This is a genomic window from Pontibacter chitinilyticus (genome assembly GCF_039748935.1).
Taxonomy (GTDB): domain Bacteria; phylum Bacteroidota; class Bacteroidia; order Cytophagales; family Hymenobacteraceae; genus Pontibacter; species Pontibacter chitinilyticus.
In genome coordinates this window covers 181,287-203,920 of sequence record NZ_JBDIZJ010000007.1, presented here as the reverse complement: position 1 = coordinate 203,920, position 22,634 = coordinate 181,287, and the positions used below count along the sequence as shown (strand labels likewise).

Annotated in this window: 26 protein-coding genes; 19 read left to right on the top strand and 7 right to left on the bottom strand. The window is 50.6% G+C overall.

What is annotated here, in order from left to right; all coding sequences use genetic code 11:
• The first annotated feature begins 657 nt into the window (after positions 1-657).
• Both ABDW72_RS12795 and ABDW72_RS12790 read left to right on the top strand, forming a co-directional pair.
• On the top strand, positions 658-1,302 hold the full coding sequence (locus tag ABDW72_RS12795) for a DsbA family protein (RefSeq protein WP_347158964.1): 645 nt from the start codon (positions 658-660) through the stop codon (positions 1,300-1,302).
• Positions 1,303-1,489: 187 nt separating this feature from the next.
• Complete coding sequence (locus tag ABDW72_RS12790) at positions 1,490-1,849, top strand: DUF1801 domain-containing protein (protein ID WP_347158963.1); 360 nt, start codon at positions 1,490-1,492, stop codon at positions 1,847-1,849.
• Positions 1,850-1,880: 31 nt separating this feature from the next.
• Here ABDW72_RS12790 and ABDW72_RS12785 read toward each other — a convergent pair whose 3' ends face one another.
• From ABDW72_RS12785 to ABDW72_RS12775, 3 genes are all read right to left on the bottom strand, one after another.
• Complete coding sequence (locus tag ABDW72_RS12785; RefSeq protein ID WP_347158962.1) at positions 1,881-2,036, bottom strand: hypothetical protein; 156 nt, start codon at positions 2,034-2,036, stop codon at positions 1,881-1,883.
• Positions 2,030-2,179: a hypothetical protein gene (locus ABDW72_RS12780; protein ID WP_347158961.1), complete on the bottom strand. Its 150-nt coding sequence runs from the start codon at positions 2,177-2,179 to the stop codon at positions 2,030-2,032. The genes ABDW72_RS12785 and ABDW72_RS12780 overlap by 7 nt, the downstream gene beginning before the upstream one ends.
• Before the next feature lie 85 nt (positions 2,180-2,264).
• Positions 2,265-2,429, bottom strand: coding sequence for a hypothetical protein (locus tag ABDW72_RS12775; protein ID WP_347158960.1), 165 nt, complete (start codon positions 2,427-2,429; stop codon positions 2,265-2,267).
• Between the two features lie 414 nt (positions 2,430-2,843).
• Here ABDW72_RS12775 and ABDW72_RS12770 point away from each other — a divergent pair, with 414 nt between their 5' ends.
• The 4 genes from ABDW72_RS12770 (at position 2,844) to ABDW72_RS12755 (ending at position 7,348) form a co-directional block, all read left to right on the top strand.
• The gene (locus ABDW72_RS12770) at positions 2,844-3,524 is read left to right on the top strand and encodes a response regulator transcription factor (RefSeq protein WP_347158959.1); all 681 of its coding nucleotides are present in this window, start codon (positions 2,844-2,846) and stop codon (positions 3,522-3,524) included.
• Positions 3,521-4,912, top strand: a complete 1,392-nt coding sequence (locus ABDW72_RS12765; protein WP_347158958.1) for a HAMP domain-containing sensor histidine kinase — start codon at positions 3,521-3,523, stop codon at positions 4,910-4,912. Before ABDW72_RS12770 ends, ABDW72_RS12765 begins: the two co-directional genes overlap by 4 nt.
• A gap of 145 nt (positions 4,913-5,057) precedes the next feature.
• Complete coding sequence (locus tag ABDW72_RS12760) at positions 5,058-6,632, top strand: SulP family inorganic anion transporter (protein ID WP_347158957.1); 1,575 nt, start codon at positions 5,058-5,060, stop codon at positions 6,630-6,632.
• 41 nt (positions 6,633-6,673) lie between these two features.
• Entirely contained in the window at positions 6,674-7,348 is a 675-nt protein-coding gene (locus ABDW72_RS12755; protein ID WP_347158956.1) for a carbonic anhydrase, read from the top strand.
• 168 nt (positions 7,349-7,516) lie between these two features.
• On the opposite strand, the gene ABDW72_RS12750 is transcribed toward ABDW72_RS12755, so the two are convergent.
• Positions 7,517-8,137: a porin family protein gene (locus ABDW72_RS12750; RefSeq protein ID WP_347158955.1), complete on the bottom strand. Its 621-nt coding sequence runs from the start codon at positions 8,135-8,137 to the stop codon at positions 7,517-7,519.
• 18 nt (positions 8,138-8,155) lie between these two features.
• Between ABDW72_RS12750 and ABDW72_RS12745 the strand changes: the two genes are divergently transcribed.
• A complete protein-coding gene (locus ABDW72_RS12745; protein WP_347158954.1) occupies positions 8,156-8,287 on the top strand; it encodes a hypothetical protein in 132 nt (43 codons plus the stop codon).
• A 49-nt stretch (positions 8,288-8,336) separates the two neighbouring features.
• Here ABDW72_RS12745 and ABDW72_RS12740 read toward each other — a convergent pair whose 3' ends face one another.
• Positions 8,337-9,257 carry an SWFGD domain-containing protein gene (locus ABDW72_RS12740; RefSeq protein WP_347158953.1) on the bottom strand — a complete coding sequence of 307 codons (921 nt, stop codon included), beginning with the start codon at positions 9,255-9,257 and terminating at the stop codon, positions 8,337-8,339.
• Between the two features lie 449 nt (positions 9,258-9,706).
• On the opposite strand from ABDW72_RS12740, the gene ABDW72_RS12735 reads away from it, so the two are divergent.
• Positions 9,707-10,117 carry a hypothetical protein gene (locus ABDW72_RS12735; RefSeq protein WP_347158952.1) on the top strand — a complete coding sequence of 137 codons (411 nt, stop codon included), beginning with the start codon at positions 9,707-9,709 and terminating at the stop codon, positions 10,115-10,117.
• Positions 10,118-10,176: 59 nt separating this feature from the next.
• Here the strand turns inward: ABDW72_RS12735 and ABDW72_RS12730 are convergent, their stop codons facing one another.
• A complete protein-coding gene (locus ABDW72_RS12730; RefSeq protein ID WP_347158951.1) occupies positions 10,177-12,636 on the bottom strand; it encodes a type IA DNA topoisomerase in 2,460 nt (819 codons plus the stop codon).
• A 261-nt stretch (positions 12,637-12,897) separates the two neighbouring features.
• Between ABDW72_RS12730 and ABDW72_RS12725 the strand changes: the two genes are divergently transcribed.
• The 4 genes from ABDW72_RS12725 (at position 12,898) to ABDW72_RS12710 (ending at position 15,506) form a co-directional block, all read left to right on the top strand.
• The gene (locus tag ABDW72_RS12725) at positions 12,898-13,728 is read left to right on the top strand and encodes a metallophosphoesterase family protein (RefSeq protein WP_347158950.1); all 831 of its coding nucleotides are present in this window, start codon (positions 12,898-12,900) and stop codon (positions 13,726-13,728) included.
• A gap of 16 nt (positions 13,729-13,744) precedes the next feature.
• A complete protein-coding gene (locus ABDW72_RS12720; RefSeq protein WP_347158949.1) occupies positions 13,745-14,356 on the top strand; it encodes a hypothetical protein in 612 nt (203 codons plus the stop codon).
• A 24-nt stretch (positions 14,357-14,380) separates the two neighbouring features.
• Positions 14,381-14,602 (top strand): DUF2905 domain-containing protein, encoded by a 222-nt coding sequence (locus ABDW72_RS12715; RefSeq protein ID WP_347158948.1) that lies wholly within the window; start codon positions 14,381-14,383, stop codon positions 14,600-14,602.
• Positions 14,603-14,741: 139 nt separating this feature from the next.
• A complete protein-coding gene (locus ABDW72_RS12710; protein WP_347158947.1) occupies positions 14,742-15,506 on the top strand; it encodes a YdcF family protein in 765 nt (254 codons plus the stop codon).
• A 160-nt stretch (positions 15,507-15,666) separates the two neighbouring features.
• On the opposite strand, the gene ABDW72_RS12705 is transcribed toward ABDW72_RS12710, so the two are convergent.
• Entirely contained in the window at positions 15,667-17,031 is a 1,365-nt protein-coding gene (locus ABDW72_RS12705) for an NAD-dependent succinate-semialdehyde dehydrogenase (RefSeq protein WP_347158946.1), read from the bottom strand.
• 191 nt (positions 17,032-17,222) lie between these two features.
• Between ABDW72_RS12705 and ABDW72_RS12700 the strand changes: the two genes are divergently transcribed.
• From ABDW72_RS12700 to ABDW72_RS12670, 7 genes are all read left to right on the top strand, one after another.
• Entirely contained in the window at positions 17,223-17,777 is a 555-nt protein-coding gene (locus ABDW72_RS12700) for an RNA polymerase sigma factor (RefSeq protein ID WP_347158945.1), read from the top strand.
• Positions 17,770-18,603 carry an anti-sigma factor gene (locus ABDW72_RS12695; protein ID WP_347158944.1) on the top strand — a complete coding sequence of 278 codons (834 nt, stop codon included), beginning with the start codon at positions 17,770-17,772 and terminating at the stop codon, positions 18,601-18,603. The genes ABDW72_RS12700 and ABDW72_RS12695 overlap by 8 nt, the downstream gene beginning before the upstream one ends.
• A gap of 138 nt (positions 18,604-18,741) precedes the next feature.
• On the top strand, positions 18,742-19,455 hold the full coding sequence (locus ABDW72_RS12690) for a TIGR04282 family arsenosugar biosynthesis glycosyltransferase (RefSeq protein ID WP_347158943.1): 714 nt from the start codon (positions 18,742-18,744) through the stop codon (positions 19,453-19,455).
• A gap of 179 nt (positions 19,456-19,634) precedes the next feature.
• Positions 19,635-19,970, top strand: coding sequence for an arsenosugar biosynthesis-associated peroxidase-like protein (locus ABDW72_RS12685; protein ID WP_347158969.1), 336 nt, complete (start codon positions 19,635-19,637; stop codon positions 19,968-19,970).
• Position 19,971: 1 nt separating this feature from the next.
• A complete protein-coding gene (gene arsS, locus ABDW72_RS12680) occupies positions 19,972-21,039 on the top strand; it encodes an arsenosugar biosynthesis radical SAM (seleno)protein ArsS (protein ID WP_347158942.1) in 1,068 nt (355 codons plus the stop codon).
• 60 nt (positions 21,040-21,099) lie between these two features.
• Positions 21,100-21,708 (top strand): TIGR04282 family arsenosugar biosynthesis glycosyltransferase, encoded by a 609-nt coding sequence (locus tag ABDW72_RS12675; protein ID WP_347158941.1) that lies wholly within the window; start codon positions 21,100-21,102, stop codon positions 21,706-21,708.
• Between the two features lie 238 nt (positions 21,709-21,946).
• A complete protein-coding gene (locus ABDW72_RS12670) occupies positions 21,947-22,633 on the top strand; it encodes a DUF2461 domain-containing protein (protein ID WP_347158940.1) in 687 nt (228 codons plus the stop codon).
• Position 22,634: the final 1 nt, after the last annotated feature.

Below are 22,634 nucleotides of genomic sequence, written 5' to 3'. Positions count from 1 at the left end.
CAAGCATTTCTGAAATAAGTCACCTGATAATCTTATGATCTGGTTATAGGTGTCTGATTAAAAGACTATAAAAACTAACAGCCCCAGCAGTAGTACCTGCTGGGGCTGTTAGTTTTTATAGCTACTTATGAAGTATGTTCTTGGTAGTGTATGGGCGTAAGGCCCTTCTGTGAGCCAGTTACGGGTTAGGTTTATAATAAGCCATACGCAACGATGTGCTCGTGCGGGTCAAAGCGTTCCCAAGCTAAAGATGAAGTATGGCAAGTATAAAACAGAAGAAATCCGGCAGTTCTAGCAGATCGATAGCAGCGTGTAGAAGATTTTGATTTTCAAGTATAGTCACAAGGGAAAGGCAAATAGCAGCTAGCAAGTACCAACGGAAGTATAACGGAGCACACAAACGCTATCAAACAAATATACGACTTGCACCTAAGAACTCGCTTGGGCTTGCAAGTATAGCCAACAAATAAATTAAGAAATGCCCTGCCGGATAGCAGGAGAGAAGTAAACTGCTGCCTATCTCCAGATAAAATAAGCGCAAAGCCTTTGCTTTCACAATTTGCCAAAGTATTTAGCTCCGGCACCTCATCCGGCATTTTCTTTAACCATTCTCCCCAACGAAGGGTAAAACAAACCTGGAGACCAACAAGATGGCCTATGGCGTATTTACCTGATAACCTGACTTTGATTTATATCACCAACCCGATGTGTACGTGGTGTTATGGCATGACGCCGGTGCTGCGCCGGTTGCGTGCGCTTTGGCACAAGCGCCTGAATGTGCAGGTGCTGCTCGGCGATTTACAGGCCCCCGCGACAGAACCATTGCTGCCTGAGCAGAAGCAACAAATGGCCCTCCTGTGGCACCGTGTGCAGGAGCGCACTTATCTACCGTTCGATTACCGTTTTTTCCTGCAGAAAAATTGTGTGTTCAATACCGAGCCGGCCTGCCAGGCCCTGCTCTGCATCCGCCTGTTGCGGCCCGTGCTTACGCTGGAAGTATTGCGCGCAATGCATTCTGCTTTCTTTGCCGATGGGTTGGATCTTGCCAACACCGGTGTGCTGGTCCGTATCGCACGCCTTTTCGGTATTACGGAGAATCTGTTTCTGGCTCTGTTTGAGTCGGATGAAATAACGGAGCAGTTAAAAAATGAGTTCGAGTATGTAGATCACTTAACTGCCGGCCGCTTACCTGGTGTGTACCTGGCAACGGCACATGGTACGGAGCTACTTTCCAGAGGATTCTGCCCTTTAGATGAACTGGAGCAGCGGCTGCTACAGGTGCTGGAGCAGTCGGGTTCCTGATGCGGCTTGCCAATTTGTTTTTACTTGTATCTAGTTAAAATATAGCTACTTAGAGGATGAAAGAACAAAGTATAGGATGATGTTAATATTTTTATGTAAAAAAGAACGGTTAAAGTTGACCAAAATATTAATACATCCGTATATTTAATAAATTAAATCTTTCCCCTTTTACGAGGATCTGTAGCATATGAGAAGTAAAGCAACAGCAAATCAGGTAGACGAGTATCTCAGGCATTTGGCACCCGAAAAACAACCCTTAGCACAGGAAGTGCGCCGTATTATTAAATCTGCAGTAGCCCATTTAGAAGAAAACATTCGCTGGGATAAAGCCTGCTATTTCTTTTATGGACCCGTTTGTTATTTCTCGCCGTCCCGGAGTGGCATACATTTAGGCTTTTTCCGGGGCAAAGAGCTGCACGACCCGTCCCGCCGTCTTGTTAGCCGCAATGGCCAGACACCCCACATCAAGATCCGCACGCTCGACGACATCGACGAAGAATACTTTGCTGACCTGGTGCGCGAAGCGGTTCATCTGAATCAAAATTAATTTCCGAGTTAAAATTGTGTTGCTGGCAGGGCTAATCCGGCGCCTCCAGCTTCACGGTTATATGGCTCATAATCATCGCAGCCATGGACTCGCGTACACGTTGTTTCACAGTTCCGACATCCTGCAGCTGCATTCCAGGCTCCACTAAGGTGTGCAGCATCAGGATGTTGTAGGATCCGTTCAGCACCAGGTGTGCAGGTCGTGGACAGATTGAATGTTGGGCGACTGCTCCAGGCGCGCTTGTACTTTTGCCGGGTTCACGTTGGCCGGCGTACCCTGTAGCAGGGTATTCAGACTCTGGCACAGGTGGTACCCCGCATTGTAAAGCACATAACAGGTGATACCCAGCGACAACAAAAGTTGATAACCGGCACATTAAAAAGTAAAGGGAAACGTCTCCTATCGGCACCGCCACCTAGCCCAGCATAACTTCCATCAGGTGCAGGCGCACCACGCGTTCGTTCAGCGAGCTGCCTGCCTTCAGGCGCAGTACTGCTGTACTGTTTACCAGAAAACCAATTATAGCAAAGCCCATCATACCTGTAGCATTTACCGGCTCCTGGTGCCAGATGCACGGCACGTTTCATACAGCACCAGCACCCTGGAGCGAAAAACACATGTAGCAAAATGTGTATTGCGCGTAGCGGCCACACTTGGCTACTTTCTCAAAATATCAGCCCAACAAGAGCAAATCACCCAAGTCGTATAGAGCATCTGAAAGGATGGCCATACTGTTGATTCTCAAGCCACCAAAGGGCTCCAGTATCGTAAACCAAAGGTTCAGGAAGTAAGCTTTTTGTATTGCCGGCCGGCATGATGGTGGTGATTGTAACGTGGTCGTATGCCATAGTGAGGAAACAGAAACAGTGCTTATTTTGCTGCAGTAAAGCAACAAAGGAGCAGGCTAGCAGTTTTGAGTCTACTTCGTACATTTGTCTGTCCGACATATTACATGCAGGATGGCTGTACTAGCCACACAACACAGGGCATAACTATGAGAATACTGCTGATCGAGGATGAACCGAAGGTTGCTTCCTTCATCAAAAAGGGGCTGGAAGAGCAGACCTATGAGGTAGACCAAGCCTATGATGGCACCTTTGGGGTGAAACTGGCGCTGCAGCACGCGTATGACCTGGTAATTCTGGACATTATACTGCCCAACATGAATGGCCTGGATGTGTGTCGTGAAATACGGCGGCACGATACTTCTGTGGCCATACTTATGCTGACGGCATTGGGCACCACCGACGATAAGATTACTGGATTGGACGCTGGAGCCGACGATTACCTGACCAAGCCCTTTGAGTTCAAGGAGCTACTGGCCCGCATCCGGGCGCTCACACGGCGCGGCACCGATAACAGCAATGGTGAGAAGCTAAGTATAGCCGACCTGGAAATGGATTTGGTGAAGAAAACCGTTACGCGCGGTGGCCACCCCATCAACCTAACGGCCCGCGAGTTTGCCCTGCTACACTATTTCCTGCGTAACCAGGGGCGGGTGGTGTCGCGGGTAGACATAACCGAGCAGGTGTGGGAAACTTCCTTCGACTCCGGCAGCAACGTGATCGATGTTTATATCAATTTCCTGCGCAAAAAAATTGATAAAGGGCATAATGCGAGGCTCATTCATACGCTGGTAGGCATGGGCTATGTACTGAAAGAAGAGGACGCATGACCATCCGAGCCAAACTAACGTTGCAGTTCGCCAGTATCTTCGCGCTTATTTTGGTGCTGTTCTCACTGGTGATTTACTACTTCACCTCCCTTTACCGGCAGGACGATTTTTACAAGCGTATTGAGCGCAGGGCATACGTAGCAGCGCATCATTTTTTGGAGGCTGATGAAGAGGACGCGGTGGCGCAGCATCACAACCAAGTACTCTATTACCAGGTGTTGCCCCACGAAGCAGTGCGCATTTACCGCACCGATGGCACCTTATACTTCGGAGAGGGCGAAGGAAACCTGGGCGTAGACCAGCAACAGCTCCACCAGATTGTGCTGCACAAAGAAGTGCGTTTTGCAGAGGGCGTGCGGCAGGTTGTTGGCATCTATTATCCTGATAACCAAGGCGATTTCGTGGTGCTGTCATCCTCCGTGGACGAGTATAGCCTGCAGAAGCTGCAACACCTGAAAGTTATCTTGATTGTGGGCTTCCTTGGGTCTATGGTGGTGGTGTTGCTGGCTGGCTGGGCCTTCGCGAAGCAGGCCATGCGCCCGATTACAGATGTCGTGCGCGAAGTGGAGAAGATCAGTGCCTCGGACCTGCACCGGCGCCTGAGCAATGCCACCGGCAAAGATGAAGTATCGCACCTGGCGCAGACCTTTAACAACATGCTGGACCGCCTGGAGCTGGCGTTTGAAATGCAAAGCACCTTTGTGTCCAATGCCTCACATGAGCTGCGCACGCCCCTTACGGCCATGATGGGCGAGCTGGAAGTGGCCCTTATGAAGCCACGCGAGGCAGCGGAATACCAGCGGGTGCTGCAATCGACGCTGGAAGATGCCCGGCTGCTGGCAGAGCTCTCCAACGGCCTGCTCCAGATTGCGCAGGCGAGTATAGATGCATCCAAAATAAAACAGCAGCACCTGCGGTTCGATGAGCTGGTATGGATGGCGCGCGAGCAGGCGCTGAAACGAAAGCCTAATGCCCGAATCGACATCGACTTCATTAATTTTCCGGAGGAGGAAGAGCGGCTGGTGATAAAAGGGAACGAGGCACTGCTGCTAATAGCTGTGGTAAACGTGCTGGAAAATGCTCTCAAGTTCTCGCCCCAAGGCCAAAGCGTGCAATGCCAGTTGGAGGTGCTGCAGCAGGAGGTACGGTTACAGGTACAGGACAAAGGCTTAGGCATTGAGGCCGAAGACCTGAAACATGTGTTTGTACCTTTTTTCAGGGCTGAAAATGTGCGGTTTATCACGGGGCATGGCATCGGGCTGCCGCTGGCCGAGCGCATTCTTAAATTACACCAGGGCACCATCTCCGTCCGGTCCAGGATAAACGAAGGCACGGAAGTAAGTATAACTTTGCCACTGGCCTATGTTTTTGTGCCGCCCTATTTCTAATTTTAATCTCCTTTTAATGTGGCTTTAATTCCGGCTTAATGTTGCCGCTGTAAGTTTGCAGTAACATAAGAAAGTCGTTGGCGCAAGTATAGCACCTTGAAGATGGTGCTGCCGCTAACCGACGCTCAAAACGGATAAAGCGCACATGCAAGAATTAGAAACTGGATCGAAGAAGTATACCGCCTTCCTGGGGAAAGATATTCCCGCCGGATTAGTGGTTTTTTTGGTGGCTTTGCCACTGTGCCTGGGCATTTCGCTCGCCTCGGGGGCACCACTGTTTGCCGGTATCCTCACGGGTATTGTCGGGGGAGTGGTAGTGGCCTGGCTGAGCGGTTCGCAGCTGAGTGTGAGTGGCCCTGCCGCAGGTCTGACGGTGATTGTGCTGAATGGCATCGAGTCGCTTCAGGGCTACGAGAACTTCCTGTTGGCTGTAGTATTGGCAGGCGTGTTGCAGCTGGTGTTAGGCTTTTTGAAAGCGGGAGTGATCGGTTTATACTTTCCATCCGCTGTGATCCGCGGCATGCTGGCCGCTATTGGTCTTATACTTATTCTGAAACAGATTCCGCATTTCTTGGGTGCTGATGAAGACTTTTTCGGAGAGATGAACTTCCTGCAGCCGGATGGCCGCACCACCTTTTCTGAAATGGGCCATGCCTTTGCCGCTATCAACAAAGGTGCCTTTGTAATTGGCCTGCTCTCCCTCTGTATTCTGATTGTGTGGGAAAATGCGACATTAAAGAAGTATAAGTTCTTCAAACTGGTGCCCGGCGCCCTGATTGTCGTATTGGTATCGGTGGCGGCAAACTTGTTCTTTCAGGAGGCGCTGCCAACGTGGGCAGTAGCCAGCACCCACCTGGTCAACCTGCCGATCATCAATGATTGGCAAAGTATGAGCCAGGAGATCCGCTTCCCTAATTTCTCGCAGTTTGCCAACCCTACAGTGTATGTGGTGGCCTTTACAATTGCCATTGTAGCCAGTCTCGAAACGCTCCTGAGCGTGGAAGCTGTAGACAAGCTGGACCCGCACAAGCGACGCACGCCTACTAACCGCGAACTGAAGGCGCAGGGCATTGGCAACATCATCAGCGGCCTGATCGGGGGCTTGCCCATGACAGCCGTAATTGTGCGTAGCTCTGCAAATGTGGCAAGCGGCGGCCAAACCAAAGTATCGGCTTTTGTACATGGCCTGCTGCTGGTATTTGCCGTGCTTTTCCTGGCCGGATTCCTAAACCAGGTACCGCTGTCAGCGTTGGCGGCTGTGCTGTTGCTGGTGGGGTATAAACTCACCAAACCCAGCCTGTATAAAGCCCAACTGAAACTGGGGCTGGACCAGTTCATCCCTTTCTTTGTAACCATTGTAGCTATTCTGATGACGGACCTGCTGGTAGGCATTTGCATTGGCCTCGGCATCGGAGTATTATACATCCTGAAAGCCAACTACAAATCTCCTTACTTTTATCACAAAGAGGAACATAAGAACCGGGAGAAGATCCACATTAAATTAAGCGAGCATGTGTCATTCCTGAACAAAGCCAGCATCATCTTAACTCTCGATCACCTGCCACCCAACAGCCATGTGATCATCGACGCGGAGAACTCTGCCTACATCGACTACGATGTGGTGGAAGCGATCCAGGAGTTTAAGAAAACAGCCCACGAGCGCAACATCGATGTGGAGCTACGGAATGTGCCGGAAGTGCAGGTAATGAGCATGCACTAAGCTAATATAAACAGCCATACTTACAGAATAAGAAAATAGCCATGGAAAAGATATTTGAGAACAATAGGAAATGGGTAACGCAAAAACTGCGGGAGGATAAAGATTACTTTAAAAAGCTGGCGATGGGGCAGGAGCCCCGTTACCTCTTCATCGGTTGCTCCGACAGCCGTGTGCCGGCCGGGGAGATTTCGGGCACAGGGCCGGGCGAGATGTTCGTGCACCGCAACATTGCCAACCTGGTGGTGCATACCGATGTAAACCTGCTCTCGGTGCTGCAGTATGCCGTAGACGTGTTGAAGGTAAAAGACATCATTGTATGCGGGCATTATGGGTGCGGAGGCGTGGCTGCGGCCGCCAGCAACAAGCAATATGGCCTGATCGATAACTGGCTGCGCAACATCAAAGACGTCATCCGGCTGCACGAACGCGAGGTAATGAGCCTGTTTGATGAGGAGCTGCGCCTGCGCCGATTGGTGGAGTTAAACGTGATCGAGCAGGTACACAATCTGTCAAAGACTTCTATCATCCAGAATGCCATGCAATCTGGTAATCCGCCCAAATTACATGGCTTGGTTTACGATATTGAAGAAGGCCTGCTCCGCAACCTCAACATTGATGTGAACGCTTTTAAACGCTATGAACACATTTATGGGGTGCAGGGTGATATAGAGCTGAACGTAGAAGCGGAAATTGAAGCACAGGAAGCCGCAGAATAGTAGAGTGAGGTGTAGTTTAATCAAGAAGCCCCTGTCTAGATGACGGGGGCTTTGATTTATTAATGCTGTGCACGTATCATTTTAACTTAGCAAGTATAACTATTGTATACAGTTACTCTCAGAAGCAGTAGATACGAAGCCATAGCTGGCAAAAGCAACCGAAAAGCTTTAACGGCTGGTCGTATAGCTCAGCGTTAGCTGAAAGCTGGTGTTGTGGCGTGATTTTCCTTCATAACTGCCTTCATCATCCACATTCTTAAGCCCGCCATTATAGCGGAAACCGATGCCGAAGCCATTCGCCAAACGATAGCCAAGTCCGGCCGCATAGCCAAAATCAATAGGGTAGGGGTCATCCGTAATGTCCACCTCAGTTTTAGTTGTAGTTGTGCGGCTACCCGATGTGGTGGTTACCTCCGATACCTGCCGGCCCTTCAGCAGGAAAGACACCTGCGGCCCCAGTTCAAAGAAAAGGCCATTTGTCTGCACGCTCAACAGTACCGGCAAATCGAGGTAATTCAGGCGTGTGCTGCTCTCAGTGGTTGTGCTGTTCTGTGTCGTTTCGATCTTACCGCCTTTGGATGTATAAAGTACTTCTGTTTGCACGCCGATGAGGTCGTTCAGACCGGTGCGCGCCAGTACGCCTATAGTATAAGCAGGGCGGTAGTCGAAGTTGCCGGCCGCATCACCTGTAAAGGAGGTGTAGTTTAAACCGGCTTTTATACCGGCGCTCTGCGCGCTTACCATGCCTGCCATCAAGGCAAATATAACTACCAGTATAAGGTTTTTCATAAACTAAAGTATAAGGGTTTGGATGCCGGCAGCGGCGCTGCTGTGGCGGGGCAAAAGTATAAAAACCTGGTGGTAATGCCGCATGAAAAGCAAAAAGCCCCGCTGCCGGAGCAGGGGGGCTTTCCTGTGGAGATACATCCACTATTCTAAGGCTTGGTTACTGCAGGGAGCCGCAAGTATACGGCAACCGGCAGATAACCTACCACTCATAGTCTCTGCGTGATGAAGATCCGTAAGAGTACGGAGGTCCATAAGAGGTGTTGCTGCCACCATAATTGGTGCCGCCGTCATAGCGCTCATCTCTTCTTCTTCTGCGCTCTGCGTCATCATCGCCAAACCAGGACTTTATCTCGTCGCCGGCTTTGTCGAAGAAGCCACGGTCGCTGTTGCGGTTCCTGTCGTAGTCGTTGTTATAACGGTTTCCGGCAGAAGAGCCATAGTTGCGGTCTCTGTCATAGTCGTTGTATGACGAGGAGCCATAGCCACCTGAGCTGTAGCCACTGCCGTAAGACGAACCGGAACCATAGCGATTGTAGTTGTTATCGCGGTTGTACGACGAGCCTCTGTAGTTATTGTCTCTGTTATCTCTGTCGTTATCGCCGGTTACATTGTCCCAGGCGTTGGACACGCTGTTCTTGGTACGGTCCCAGATGCTGTTATCGTTGTTAGATCTGTTGTTCCAGTCACTGCTCTGGCTGTAGCGGTCCTGGTCGTAGTTATTAGACGAGCCATAGTTGCCTTGTGAGCCATAACGATTTCTGTCGGAGCTGCCATAGCCAGAAGAACCGTAGTTACCGCTGTAGCTGTTATTACCGGAACCATAACTGGACCTGCTGCTGTAGCCATCATTGGCACTAGAACCATAGCCTGATCCGTAGTTTGACCTTGATCCGGAGTCGTTGCCAAAGCTGTTATTGTAGCTGGAGCTGCCGTAGCCGGAGTTTGCAAAAGAGTCACGGCCGGAACCCATACCATCTCTGCGGTTGCTGGCAAAGCTGTTGCTTCGGTTTCCGTTACCTAGTTCGTAGTCGTTAGAATAATAATTTCGTCCTGCGCTCATTGATTCTGAACGCTGATTGTCGTTGTACGGGTTATATCCCGAATTTTCATAGCTTCTCATAGTGTCAGGTTTTATAGGTTAAAAAATTTCTTTCTTATACTGCCACAGTTAAACCGCGGCTATAGTATTTTTTACGACTACGAAGGTTATAAGTTTTATATGGCACTGCTGCAGATTAGTTCTCCACCTGGGTGCGGCCATGCTTCGGTCCAGCCATCTTAACACTAGTTGAACTCATTGTAGATAATTGTATTATAAATTAATAAGATAAAGTTTGACTATATACTTATATAAATTGATTTTATCGCATAAATAGGCTTTGTAAGCAAAGTAGCTATCTTTTATTGCACTCATTTTGAATAAATGTTGTTAGCAAAATTGGAATTTTTTTACAATCAGGTTTTGAAAAATAAACTTCCTTAGTAACTTAGCGGGAGTTGTTTAGAGATTATTATTAGCGGTCGCTACTTAGCGAAACAGATAAAACAACAGTACTTTTTAGCTACAACATGATAAGAATAAAAACAATACTGGCGACTATGGCAGCGGTAAGCTCGCTAGCGCTTACATCATGCGAGGATCTGTTTGAAAACGGGAGTTTGCAACCCGATGGATCCAAGCCCAGCATCACTGTAAATAACCCATCCAATAATCAAACTGTAACTGCCACGAACGGGCTCCGTGTTAATATCACGGCAGTAGATAAGGACCAGTTTAAAGGAATCGATTTTGTGGTGAAGGCGGGGGCTGGTGAAAAGCCGTTGGTGAATTTTACCAAGTTTGCCGACAAAGCAGTGCTGGAGTTCGACACACTGTTAACGTCGAGTAATTTTATGCCCGGCAGCTATACCCTTATAGTTACCGCCACAGACAAGCGCACCAACGTAACAGTGCAGGAAGTAAAGTTTAATGTAAAGTAGGCCTGCCAACACATAGTATAAAAGCGGCCACTATATGCATATAGTGGCCGCTTTTGCATTTAATCGAATTGATAAACCACCTGCCACTGCTCGTTGAGGGCAAGTGCTGCATCAAAGGTCTGCCCCGTCTTCTCCGAAGTAAAACCTTTTATTTTGGGTGTTTTGCCTTTGAGTAACAGGGCCGCCAGCTGTTTTTCGGAGAGCTGCTTGCCGCCTTTTTCAAAAGGCACCAGAAAATGGCAGCCTTCCCGGAAACGGCTGCAGCCATACGCCGCCTTTCCTTTCAGCAGCTTGCCCTGTTTGCAGCGCGGGCAGGTTTCAAAAGGGTCTGCGGCAATCGCTTTCTCTACTGGTTGCACTGCCAGTTGCTGTTGTGCATCCAGCGTAAGTATGGCATCGAAGCTTTCGCCCTGTGCATTGGTAAAGCCTTTTATAACAGGCGATTTGCCTTTGCTTAGCAAGGCCTGTACCTGCTTTTCTGTCAGTTGCTTACCATGTTGCTCAATCGGGATAAGAAAACGGCAACCTTCTTTATAGCGGATGCAGCCAAAGGCTTTTGCGCCTTTCAGAATGTGCCCTTCTTTGCAGGCTGGGCAGGTGCCAAGCCCATGTGTGGGTGCTGCGGCAGTTTTGGGCGCAGCAGTCTTGGCGGTTTTCTTCTGCTGTGCTTTAGCGGCGGCAGATTTTGGTGCTTCTGGCTGCGGCTCCAGAGTTACGGTTGCTCTGTCATACTTTACTTCCTGCACCAATGTCACTACAAACTCCTGAAGTTCCTGCAAAAAAGCGTCGGCCTTAAACTCGCCACCTTCTATCTGGCGCAGCTTGCGTTCCCACTGCCCCGTCATCTCAGCCGATTTTAACGTCTGGTTCGGGATTACGCCGATCAGGTCGATGCCCATTTGCGTCGGCACGATCTTCTTTTTCTCTTTGCGGATGTACTGGCGCTTGAACAGCGTTTCGATAATAGCAGCGCGGGTAGAAGGGCGGCCGATACCATTTTCTTTCAGCGCCTCTTTCAGTTCATCGTCATCCATTTGGCGGCCGGCGGTTTCCATGGCGCGCAGCAGCGTGGCCTCGGTATACTCCTTTGGCGGGCTGGTCATTTTCTTCTCCAGCAGCGGCGCGTGCGGTCCGTGTTCGCCTTTATCGAAGTGCGGTAGCACGCCTGCTGTTTCTTCTTCCTCCTTGTTCTCGCCATCTTTGGTGGATGTGGCAGGCTGTTCTTTCACGTCTTCGGCGCCATACAGCACGCGCCAGCCCGGTTCCAGAATCTGCTTGCCCCGCACCCGGAACGTATACCCCGCCGACTCGGCCATAACAGTGGTATTGCTCACGATACAATCCGGGTAAAAAGCGGCCAGAAAGCGGCGTGTGATGATGTCATAGACGTCGGCTTCGCGCCCATACAGGCTGCCGGCGCTTGCCCCTGTAGGAATGATGGCGTGATGATCGGTGACTTTGTTGTTGTTGAAGACTTTTTTACTTTTCCGGATCTTGCCCTCCAGCAGCGGCGCTACTTCCTGGCGATAGTTGCTCAGGCCCTGCAAAATACTGGGAATTTTCGGGTAAATATCATCCGGCAGAAACACAGTATCTACACGCGGATAGGAGACCACCTTCTTCTCATACAGGCTTTGTACGGTCTTCAACGTCTCGTCTGCCGACATGCTCAGTTTGTTGTTGCACTCGATCTGCAGCGAGGTCAGGTCAAAAAGCTTGGGCGGCGACTCAGTACCTTTTTTCGTTTCCACATCCGTCACCGTCAGCTCCGCTTCTTTGATCGCTTCCATAATCTGCTGCGCCTCTTCTTGTTTCTGAAAACGGCCGTTGGTGCTGGCAAAGGTGGTATCGCGGTATACGGTTTTGAGCTCCCAGTATGGCTGGGGCACAAAATTGGCGATCTCGTGGTGGCGGTTTACGAGCATGGCCAGCGTGGGCGTCTGCACACGGCCGATGGAGAGTGTCTGACGGCCCTGCGCATACTTTAAGGTAAACAGGCGCGTCGCATTCAGGCCCAGCAGCCAGTCGCCAATGGCGCGGCTCTTGCCTGCCTGGTACAGCAGGTCGAACTCAGCGCCTTCACGCAGTTGGGCAAAGCCCTGCCGGATAGCTTCCTCTGTGAGTGAGGAAATCCACAGGCGTTTAAACGGCCGTTTATACTTGGCCTCGGTTAGCACCCAACGTTGAATCACTTCTCCTTCCTGGCCGGCGTCGCCGCAGTTGATCACTTCGTCGGCTTTGTCCAGCAGCTGTTTGATGATGTGAAATTGCTTTTGCACGCCGCTGTCCTTCATCAGTTTGATGCCATACTTGTCGGGTAGCATGGGCAGGTCATAGAGGCTCCAGCGCTTCCACTCGGGGCGGTAGTCGTCGGGCTCGCGCAGGGTACAAAAGTGCCCGAAGGTCCAGGTAACCTGGTAGCCGTTGCCCTCATAGTAGCCGTCTTTCCTGGTTTTGGCACCCAGCACCAACGCAATTTCACGGGCTACACTCGGTTTCTCAGCAATGCAAACTTTCAAACGAATTGAATTTTACAGGTTGTAATAGAAGTCAAATTTACGAATTTCCGGCCGTATTTCAGCAGTGCAGGCACCACTATCTGCACCCGCAGGAACCACACAGCCCGGGGCAGGCAGGTAGAAGCCGGCAACAAGAATATGGTGTTATAAGTATACTGCGGTAATATAATTTAAACCAGTTGAATGGCTAAAGTGGCAGCACGTATAAACTTTACTGTAAAGCAACTGCTCCTGCCCGCGAAAAGCCTGTGAATTAAGAATATGTTACAGAAGCTCAAACTAACCGGTCGTCCTTTTCTGTTGCCGGCCGTGTGCCTGCTGCTGGCGCTTGCCAGCCAGGCGTGCGAAGAATTTGAATATAGCCCGTACGAGATCCGGCTCGATGATTCCGAAAAAAATATAAACCAGCGCAACATCGCCAAAATTGAAGCACAGCACCTCGCTCCCACAGATACACTCCGCTTTATCCTGACGGCCGATGTACAGGGCTTTTATGAGGAGGATGCCGCCATGGTGCGGGATATCAATCAGCACCACGCCAATGCTAACTTTCTACTGCTGGGTGGCGACCTGACGGACTTTGGCTTGGCAAAGGAGTTTAAAATGATCCACAAAAGCTTTCATAGTCTGGTGATGCCCTATGTGGCCGTCGTGGGAAACCATGATTCGGTAAACAATGGGCAGCAGGTATTTAAAGCCATGTATGGTGATTACAACACCAGCTTTGCAGTGGGCAACAGCAAGTTCATCCTGCTGAATACCAACTATATTGAATTTGACGAAAAGGTACCCGACCTGGACTGGCTTGAGAAGGAACTGGCGGCTTCTACCGGCTACGACAACGTGTTTGTGCTATCGCATATTCCGCCGGAGAACTATGAGTTCGGGCAGGAGAATACACAACGCTATTACCAGTTGCTCAGCAAGTATAAAGTTGCTTTCTCGCTGCATGGCCATAACCACAGCTTTAAATATTCGCGGCCTTACGACGACACTGTTCCTTATGTGGAGACGACCACTGCCGAGGACCGGGAATATCTCCTGTTTACCGTCATAGGCGATCAGGTCAGTTTCGAACGGATTACCTATTAACGAAGCGCAATACAACATGAACTATAAAATACTACTGGTGCTGGTTTGCCTGACAACAATTCCTGCTCTTGCACACGCCCAGGATTCTCGCGACAGCACTACTACTCGCAAATGGTATGCGCCGGATGCGGTTACACTGCAGTTTGCAGGCAATATTGGCATGTTTGCCATTGCGCCAAGCTACAGCCTGGCGCACGATAAACTGAACCTTGAGCTGTTTTACGGCTATGTGCCTAAGTTTGACGCAGAAGAGGCGCTGCATATTGGCACCTTTAGGGTAGTGTACAAGCCCTTCCAGAAAGTGCCACTAAAAAACCGCTTTTCTGTTACGCCGCTGCGCGTTAGCCTGGGTCTTAGCTATTATTTCAGAAGCCAGTTCTCTACCAACTGGTCTAATGCGTACCCTACCAACGATTATTACTGGTGGACAAGCAGCCTGCGGGTAACCGGCGGTTTAGGGCCTGCCATCAATTATGAACTGCCGCACAATACTACCTTCCGCGAACTGAGCCTTTATGGCAATATAGATACATATGATCTGATCGTGACATCTGCCATAAAAGATCCGACGCTGAATGCCTGGGATATAGTCAATTTTGGTGTTGGGCTGCGGGCCAGTTTCAGGTAGTATGTTGCCGATAGTATAAAATTTATGCAGCCGATCGGGAAAACTATTGTGATACTTGGCGTGGTGCTGGTGATAGTCGGATTAGCCGTGTGGCTGGCCGGCGACAAACTGAACTGGTTTGGCCACCTGCCCGGCGACATCCGCATCGAACGTAAAAACGTGCGTTTCTATGCACCTATTACCAGTATGCTATTGCTGAGCATCCTGCTCTCCTTGCTGCTGTGGGTGTTCCGCAGGTTCCTTTAACCCCAGCTGTTGCAGGCTTGGGCTATACTTTCCTATCTTGCCGCGGCAAAAACGCGCGGCTCCTGGCAAGCTAAATACAGCAGGCGTCGAGTCCATCATTCACCTGGTCTGGGCCTGCTGCTGTTCTGAAACAAACTTTATGTATTTTATACTATCCAAAACGCTGGATTACCTGCTGATGCCCCTGCTCTGGGTACTCGCGCTGCTTTTTTTAGCTCTTTTCCTGAGATCAGTAAAGTGGAGCCGTAGGTGCCTGCTTGTTGCTGTGGTGCTGCTCGTAGTGCTAAGTAATCCCTTTCTGGCAAACGAAGCCATCCGCGCATGGGAGGTGCCGGCGGTGCCTGTTAAAGACGTGCAACATCATGATGTGGCGATTATTCTGACAGGCGTTACCAAGTATAGGGAAGATATTCCGGACCGTATTCACACTGCCAAGGGTGCAGACCGCTTTCTGCAGCCGCTGCAACTATACCGGATGGGCAAATTTGATAAATTTCTGATATCAGGCGGGAATGGCCATCTATTGGCCGAGGTGGTACCCGAGGCCGAACAAATTGAGAAGATTTTGCTGATGGCTGGCGTGCCGGAAGAAGACATTATAACCGAGAGCAACAGCCGCAACACCCGCGAGAATGCCGTAAATACCGCAAAAGTGCTGGCACAGCACCCGGAATGGAAGCGCCAACTGCTGGTTACCTCGGCCTTCCACATGCGGCGTGCCCTTGGTTGCTTTGAAAAAGTAGGCCTGCACCCCGATGTGTACAGCACTGACTTTTATTCTCAGCCCCGGAGCTATACCCCGGACGAGATCATCCTGCCAAGCGTCGATGCATTTGCGCTCTGGCATTTACTCATCCACGAGATCACGGGTTATGTTGTGTACAAAGCAATGGGGTATTGCTAAGTATAACCTGTTTGTTGCTATTGGTTGCTTTTTAGGAGCTACCACATGCTGTTCTGCTGAGCTTGGGAGAATAAAAACAAGTATAGACGCAAAGGCTTGCGTCTATACTTGTTTAGTAGTGAAGAGAAATCAAGGCGCTCACACGTACTTCAAAGGGACCTTACTCCACCCAAATGCTTTTCTGATTCACAAACTCGCGGATGCCCAGGTAGGACAGTTCACGGCCATAACCAGATTTTTTAATTCCACCAAAGGGCATCTCCGGGGATGAGGCAACCATGGTGTTGACGAACATGGCTCCGGTTTCTACCTGCCGGGCCACGCGCAGGCCGCGGTCTTTGTCCTGTGTCCACACGGCACCACCCAGGCCAAAACGGGAGTCGTTGGCAATGCGGATCGCATCTTCTTCATCTTTCGCCACGATAACAGCGGCTACGGGGCCAAACATTTCCTCGTCGTAGGCAGGCATGCCTGGCGCGACATTCTTCAGGATCATCGGTTTAAAATACGCACTTTCCGTATCTGTTCTGCCGCCTTCCAGCACTACCTGCGCACCTTTTTTTAGCGAGTCCTGCACTTGCTGCTGCAGTTCTTCTGCCAGGTCTTTGCGCGCCATCGGGCCGTAGTCGCAATCTTCAGTGAGCGGGTCGCCGGTTTTCAGGCTGCCCATGATTTCTTTCATCCGCTTCAGAAAGGCATCGGCTATGGCTTCTACCACTATAAAGCGTTTGGCCGCGATACAGCTCTGCCCGGAGTTCACCATCCGCGACTTTACCGCAATAGTAGCGGCCTGCTCCAGGTCGGCATCCTCCAGCACTATAAACGGATCGCTGCCACCCAGCTCCAGCACTGTTTTCTTGATCTCCTGACCTGCTTTCTCGGCTACTTTGGAGCCGGCGGCTTCGCTGCCCGTCAGGGTAACGGCGCGTACCAGCGGATGCGCGATCACGGCATCTACAGCACGTGCTCCAATGAGGAGTGGCTGGAACGTGTTCTCCGGGAAACCTGCTTTCCGAACGATTTCCTCGATAGCCAGAGCACATTGCGGTACGTTAGACGAGTGCTTCAGCAGGCCCACGTTGCCAGCCATAAGAGCCGGCGCCAGAAAACGGTATACTTGCCAGAAGGGGAAGTTCCAGGGCATCACGGCTAGTACTACGCCCAACGGCTCATAGGCAATCAGGCTGCGGGAAGCTTTGGTAGTAATCGTTTCGTCCTGCAAAAAGCCGGCGGCATTCTCCGCATAGTAATGGCATACCTTTGCACATTTTTTTACTTCAGCCACAGCATCTTTCAGGGGCTTGCCCATTTCCAGGCTGATGATGCGGCCATACGTCTCGGCTTCGTTCTCCAGAATATCGGCTTGCCGTTGCATGAGCTTTGCCCGCTCCGGAAAACTAACTTTTTTCCAGCTTTGGAATGTCTGCTCGGCCGCTTCTATTTTTTGATTTACTTCTTCAGGCGTGTGCGGTTCAAAAGTTTTTACCACCTGGCCGGTGGCTGGGTTTATCGTTTCTATTGGCATAATCTTTTCAATAAGCTTTGTCTCTATTACAGAACGGCGCTACGTAGGTGCGGTTGCCCTTTCTTAAGGCAGACAGATTTGTAAAAAGGATAACATTTTTCAGCTTATCATAGTTATAGGAACAGTTTTCCAGATTATGTTATAAATTTGAGGCAGGTGGTAAGCGCCATCTGCACAATTGAGCTGAACCTTTGCCAGACAGACACCCACATAAGCTCACCGAAGAGGAACTGATCACTCGCTTGCGTGTCCGTGATACGCAAGCTGTTTCTGTGCTTTATGATATGTATAGCGCTGCCCTGTATGGGGTGGTGCTACAGATTGTAAAAGTAGAAGAAACAGCGGAGGATGTGTTGCAGGAAGCCTTTGTAAAAATATGGAACTCGTTTCCTAGTTATGACGAAAGCAAAGGCCGCCTGTTTACCTGGATGATAAATATTTGCAGGAACCTGGCCATCGATAAAATCCGATCGAAACAGCATCGCGTAAGTCTCAGGACAAAAGAGATACCAACCTCCCCCCGCGCTGACTTTGGAGCCGATGCATTTCGGCCGGAGCATATCGGGGTACGGGAAATCACGCAGAATCTAAGTCCGGAACAAAAGCAGGTCATTGATCTGATGTATTTTGAGGGCATGACGCAAAGTGAGATCGCTGAGGAGTTTGGGATACCTCTTGGAACTGTAAAGACAAGAGCCAGAAGTGCAATTAAAGTATTGGGAAAGTTGTTTAAAGGACGTGACTGACGAAGAATACATAGCGTCCGGCGTGTTGGAACTATATGCCGCAGGGGCACTAAGCCCTGAGGAACGGCAGGAGGTGGAACACAGGGCAGCAAATGCTGTAGCAGTGCATACTGCTCTGGAGGAAGCGTGCGCTATAATGGAGAATTATGCCCGGCTGTATGCTGTGCCTCCCAAACCCGCATTGAAGCAAAAGGTGCTCGACCGCCTGGCGGCCGAAACTTCTTCGATCATACCCGCCGAAGAAGATGCAGCAGATAATGTGCGGCCACTCTACAGAGAAACAGAGCTGGAAAGTGGCCCTTATAAATGGATGTTTGCAGCCAGCGTTGTGCTGTTCCTGCTATCCGGTTTCCTGAGCTATCATTTTTACCAGAAATGGCAATCTGCCGAGCAGCAGTTGTCGCAGGCGCTTGCGTCGGAGCAGCGGCTGGCACAAAACTATCATACTGCTTCGGCTACCATCAGCCAGCAGGAACTATTACTGCGCCTCTTGCGCGATGAAGATTATAGGCCGGTGAAGCTGAAAGGCGTAGCAGCTCACCCGGAGGCTAACGTACTCGTGTACTGGAGCCCAGAGCAACAGAAAGTATACCTGAATGCCGTGCAGTTACCACCAGCACCGGATGGCAAGCAGTACCAACTATGGGCGCTGGATAATGGAAAGCCAATAGATGCCGGCGTGCTGCAAACGAATGGCAACCCCAGCTTACAACAAATGAAACAGATCGCCGCTGCACAGGCATTTGCCATCACCCTGGAGCCAACCGGCGGCAGCGCCAGTCCTACCCTCGATCAAATGTATGTGATGGGAGAGGTAAAATCCTGATCGTAGTTTTCTTTTATTTTTCGGTTTAGTAGCTTTAACATCAGTTAATTGGTATATTTAAGAATATGCCTACTGCTATTTAAATTTGTGCAACAAAAAGTACAAAAGCAGGTAGTAAGGCTTACATCCGGTTATACTTTGAAAGATACTACGCCCGCTACTGCTATTTTGCTATTTGCTAATGCCCCGCACAACGAGGCGCAGTATAAAGTAATGGCTGCGGCGCAGGGTACAACTAAAAACCTGCAGGTAGCGCGGGTGTTACTTCAGCATACCGAGCAGGTACTGGCGCAAAGTGGCCTGCCTGTGGTAAAGGTGTTCACAGCACAGCAAAAAGGCCGTACCTTCGGGGAACGCTTGGCCAATGCTTTTCAGGATGGATTTGCCGCAGGTTACCAGCGCATTATCTGCGTGGGCAGCGACTGTCCGACGCTGACGGTGCAGGATATTCTGAAAGCGGCAAATGTGCTGGAAGGGCATGACATGGTGATCGGCCCTGCTGCTGATGGCGGCGCATACCTCATTGGCATGCACATCAGCAGCTTTAATCCCGAAGCCTTCTCTATGCTGAACTGGCAAACCAGCAAGGTGCTGGATGAATTGAAGCTGTATGCTTTCCGGCTGCATGCCTGCCTCAACAGCTTTGTGCTGCTGCAGGATAAAGCTGATATCGATTCTGCAGCGGATCTAACGCTGGCCCTGCAGCAGTTGCCGGCCACACACGCGCTCCGGAAAAAGCTGCTGGCTATACTTTGCAAGGATACCTCCCGCAAACATTCCTTTCTTCACCTGCTGGTAAAGCCTTTCAAACTTTATCTGGGGCAGCCGTTGTTGCGGGCTCCGCCGCTTTAAGTTGCTTTTCTAAACTTCTGCACCTGTTACAAGTTGTTATACCAGCTGTCTCCTGCTTTCTGAGGGGCTTGCCGGCAGCATGTTTTTATACTTAAAACTCAAGCGTTGCCTGTATTTTGAGAAAACCACGTTGCCTGCGTTGCTGAACGCGTACGAATCCTTAAACATAACCGCTCATGATGGAAAATACCTATTACAACCCTGCCGATCTGGCCAAATTTGGAAATATAGCCGAGTTGCAGCCTGAGATGGGCCGCAAGTTTTTTGACTACTATGGCGAAGTATTTAAAGAAGGCGCCTTAACCGAGCGGGAGAAATCGCTGATTGCGCTGGCTGTTGCCCATGCCGTGCAGTGCCCTTATTGCATCGATGCCTACAGCACTGATTGCCTGCAGAAAGGTGCCGATGAGAACCAGATGATGGAAGCTGTGCATGTGGCGGCGGCCATTAAAGGCGGGGCCGCGCTGGTGCACGGCGTGCAGATGATGAACAAGATAAAAGAGTTGACGATGTAGTATGGGATCGACGGTAAAATCATTGAACGGCCAGCAGCATGAACTGGCTAACGCAGCTTTCCAGCTCCGGGTGCTGCAGCAGCCAGGTAAACAGGGAGAGCAGTTCCAGGCTTTTGCCGTTCGGCTGCAGGAACACGGCCTTTACCCACTGAAACCGACGGGCACCACAATACTGCAGGTGAATGTGGGCAAGATGTGTAATCAGACCTGCAAGCATTGCCATGTTGATGCTGGCCCAGATCGCAAAGAGATCATGACGCGCGACACGATGCAGCAATGCCTGGATGCGCTGCAACAGGCCCCCCAGATCACCACTGTGGACCTGACCGGGGGCGCACCGGAGATGAATCCTGATTTCCGCTGGTTTGTAGAAGCGCTTTCCAACCTTGAGCGGCAGGTGATTGTGCGTTGCAACCTTACGATTATACTTGCAAACAAAAAGTACCACGACCTACCCGAATTTTTCCGGCAGCATGGTGTACACGTGGTATCCTCCTTGCCTTATTTTCAGGCTTCCCGCACTGATGCGCAACGCGGAGATGGCGTCTTTGATAAGTCGATCAGGGCCTTGCAAATGCTGAACGAAGTTGGTTACGGCAAGGAAGGCACAGGCCTATTGCTGGACCTGGTGTACAACCCGTCGGGTGCTTTTCTGCCGGGCGGCCAGGCCTCGCTGCAGGCGGAGTTCAAGCGCAGGCTCGCCCAAAACTATCATGTAGTGTTCAACAACCTGTTCTGCATCACCAACCTGCCCATCAGCCGCTACCTGGATTACCTGATTAGCAGCGGCAACTACGACAGCTATATGCAAAAGCTGGTGGATGCCTTCAATCCTGCTGCTGCTGCCGGCGTAATGTGCCGCAACACTATCTCCGTTGGCTGGGACGGCTATCTTTTCGACTGTGACTTTAACCAGATGCTGGACCTGAAAGTAGCACCGGCCGCCTCGCAGCACATCCGGCACTTTGATATGGCCGCATTGGATGAGCGTTCTATTGTGCTGAACCAGCATTGCTATGGCTGCACAGCAGGTGCCGGCTCTAGCTGTGGCGGCGAAACTGTAAAATAGCGGCGCAGGAGCACGGCAGGAGACCTTGCCAACGTTTACTATTTACACCATAAAGGCTGCATGATTGAGAAAGAACTCTTACTGCTTTTCGTTCGCAACCCGGAGTTGGGCAAAGTAAAGACGCGTTTAGCAGCTACCATAGGGCCGGAGAAAGCGCTCGAAGTATACATCCACCTGCTACGGCACACACGCTCCATCACACAGCAGCTGCCCGTCCAGAAGCGGGTATACTATGCCGAAGCCATAGCCCAGCACGACTTGTGGCCAGTGGCAGTATACCAGAAGCGGGTGCAGCCGGAAGGTGATTTGGGCCAGAAAATGGAAACCGCTTTTACTACGGCCTTTGCCGAAGGGTATAACTCTGTGGTAATCATTGGCAGCGACTGCCTGCACCTGACACAAGAAATAATAGCAGCGGCTTACCAACTGCTGCAGACGCAGGATGTGGTAGTAGGGCCGGCACTGGATGGCGGTTATTACCTCCTGGGGATGAAAAAACTGCATACGGCGCTCTTCCGGAATAAGCGCTGGAGCACAGAGCATGTTTTCCCCGACACCCTGCACGATATCTCGCAGTTACACCTGTCGTATGCCTTGCTGCCCCTGCTCTCCGACGTTGATCACGCAGATGATCTGGCAGGTACTTCCCTGGCCGATATCCTAGGGTAGTGTTGTTTCCATACTTCGGGTGCGGCAGCCGGGTAGATCAAGTATAACTTATAGGCTGGCTGTACCTAAAGGCAAAAGAACACTGCAGCTAAGTGGCGGGAGAAGACAAAATATAGCCTAAAGTGAGACAAAAATGGCCTGCTGTCTCGTTCTGGAAAGCAGAAAGCTGTAGCTTGCATACTGCCACCGCACAAGTATGCAGGCCGGCGAAAAGTAGAGTTATCAATTAGGAACAAGCATGTCTGAAATTATCGCTAAAGCAACCCTTACCTTTTTATCCGATCTGGCGGAGCATAATACCCGCGAGTGGTTCAACGAACATAAAAAGCGCTATGAAGCGGCCCGGAAAAATTACAGTAGCTTTTTAGATGACCTGCTGCTGGGAATGCAGCAGTTTGAGCCAGCCGCGCGTGGCCAACAGGGCAAAGACCTGATGTTCCGGGTGTACCGCGATGTGCGCTTCTCCAATGACAAGCGACCTTACAAAGATCACTTCGGTGCCTATGTTGCCGAGGGCGGCCGTAAATCGGTTTTGCCGGGCTATTACCTGCACCTGGCGCCTAACAACAATTCTTTTCTGGCCGGTGGTCTCTGGTATCCGCCTGCAGAGCAGTTAAAAGCCATCCGACAGGAGATAGACTATAGCCTGGATACATTTAAGGGAATAGTGGAGGCGGAGGCGTTCCGGAAACGCTTTGGCAACCTGCAGGGCGAGCAACTCAAAACGACTCCCAAAGGATATGACAAGGAGAACCCGGCAATCGATTACCTGCGCCACAAAAGCTGGAATGGCATCATGCCCCTAACAGATGAAGTGGTGCTGCAGGACAATTTTGTGGAAGTGGTATTGGATGGATTCCAAGCACTCAAACCCCTCAATGACTTCTTAACAGCCCCTTTGCGTGAGATCAAAGAGCAAAGCTAGT

Coding starts and splice junctions, on each gene's coding strand:
- ABDW72_RS12765 (WP_347158958.1), top strand. CDS start 3,521: ATGACCATCCGAGCCAAACTAACGTTGCAGTTCGCCAGTATCTTCGCG.
- ABDW72_RS12755 (WP_347158956.1), top strand. CDS start 6,674: ATGGAAAAGATATTTGAGAACAATAGGAAATGGGTAACGCAAAAACTG.
- ABDW72_RS12725 (WP_347158950.1), top strand. CDS start 12,898: ATGTTACAGAAGCTCAAACTAACCGGTCGTCCTTTTCTGTTGCCGGCC.
- ABDW72_RS12770 (WP_347158959.1), top strand. CDS start 2,844: ATGAGAATACTGCTGATCGAGGATGAACCGAAGGTTGCTTCCTTCATC.
- ABDW72_RS12720 (WP_347158949.1), top strand. CDS start 13,745: ATGAACTATAAAATACTACTGGTGCTGGTTTGCCTGACAACAATTCCT.
- ABDW72_RS12795 (WP_347158964.1), top strand. CDS start 658: ATGGCGTATTTACCTGATAACCTGACTTTGATTTATATCACCAACCCG.
- ABDW72_RS12670 (WP_347158940.1), top strand. CDS start 21,947: ATGTCTGAAATTATCGCTAAAGCAACCCTTACCTTTTTATCCGATCTG.
- arsS (WP_347158942.1), top strand. CDS start 19,972: ATGGGATCGACGGTAAAATCATTGAACGGCCAGCAGCATGAACTGGCT.
- ABDW72_RS12710 (WP_347158947.1), top strand. CDS start 14,742: ATGTATTTTATACTATCCAAAACGCTGGATTACCTGCTGATGCCCCTG.
- ABDW72_RS12740 (WP_347158953.1), bottom strand. CDS start 9,257: ATGAGAAGCTATGAAAATTCGGGATATAACCCGTACAACGACAATCAG.
- ABDW72_RS12790 (WP_347158963.1), top strand. CDS start 1,490: ATGAGAAGTAAAGCAACAGCAAATCAGGTAGACGAGTATCTCAGGCAT.
- ABDW72_RS12750 (WP_347158955.1), bottom strand. CDS start 8,137: ATGAAAAACCTTATACTGGTAGTTATATTTGCCTTGATGGCAGGCATG.
- ABDW72_RS12675 (WP_347158941.1), top strand. CDS start 21,100: ATGATTGAGAAAGAACTCTTACTGCTTTTCGTTCGCAACCCGGAGTTG.
- ABDW72_RS12735 (WP_347158952.1), top strand. CDS start 9,707: ATGATAAGAATAAAAACAATACTGGCGACTATGGCAGCGGTAAGCTCG.
- ABDW72_RS12760 (WP_347158957.1), top strand. CDS start 5,058: ATGCAAGAATTAGAAACTGGATCGAAGAAGTATACCGCCTTCCTGGGG.
- ABDW72_RS12705 (WP_347158946.1), bottom strand. CDS start 17,031: ATGCCAATAGAAACGATAAACCCAGCCACCGGCCAGGTGGTAAAAACT.
- ABDW72_RS12715 (WP_347158948.1), top strand. CDS start 14,381: ATGCAGCCGATCGGGAAAACTATTGTGATACTTGGCGTGGTGCTGGTG.
- ABDW72_RS12685 (WP_347158969.1), top strand. CDS start 19,635: ATGGAAAATACCTATTACAACCCTGCCGATCTGGCCAAATTTGGAAAT.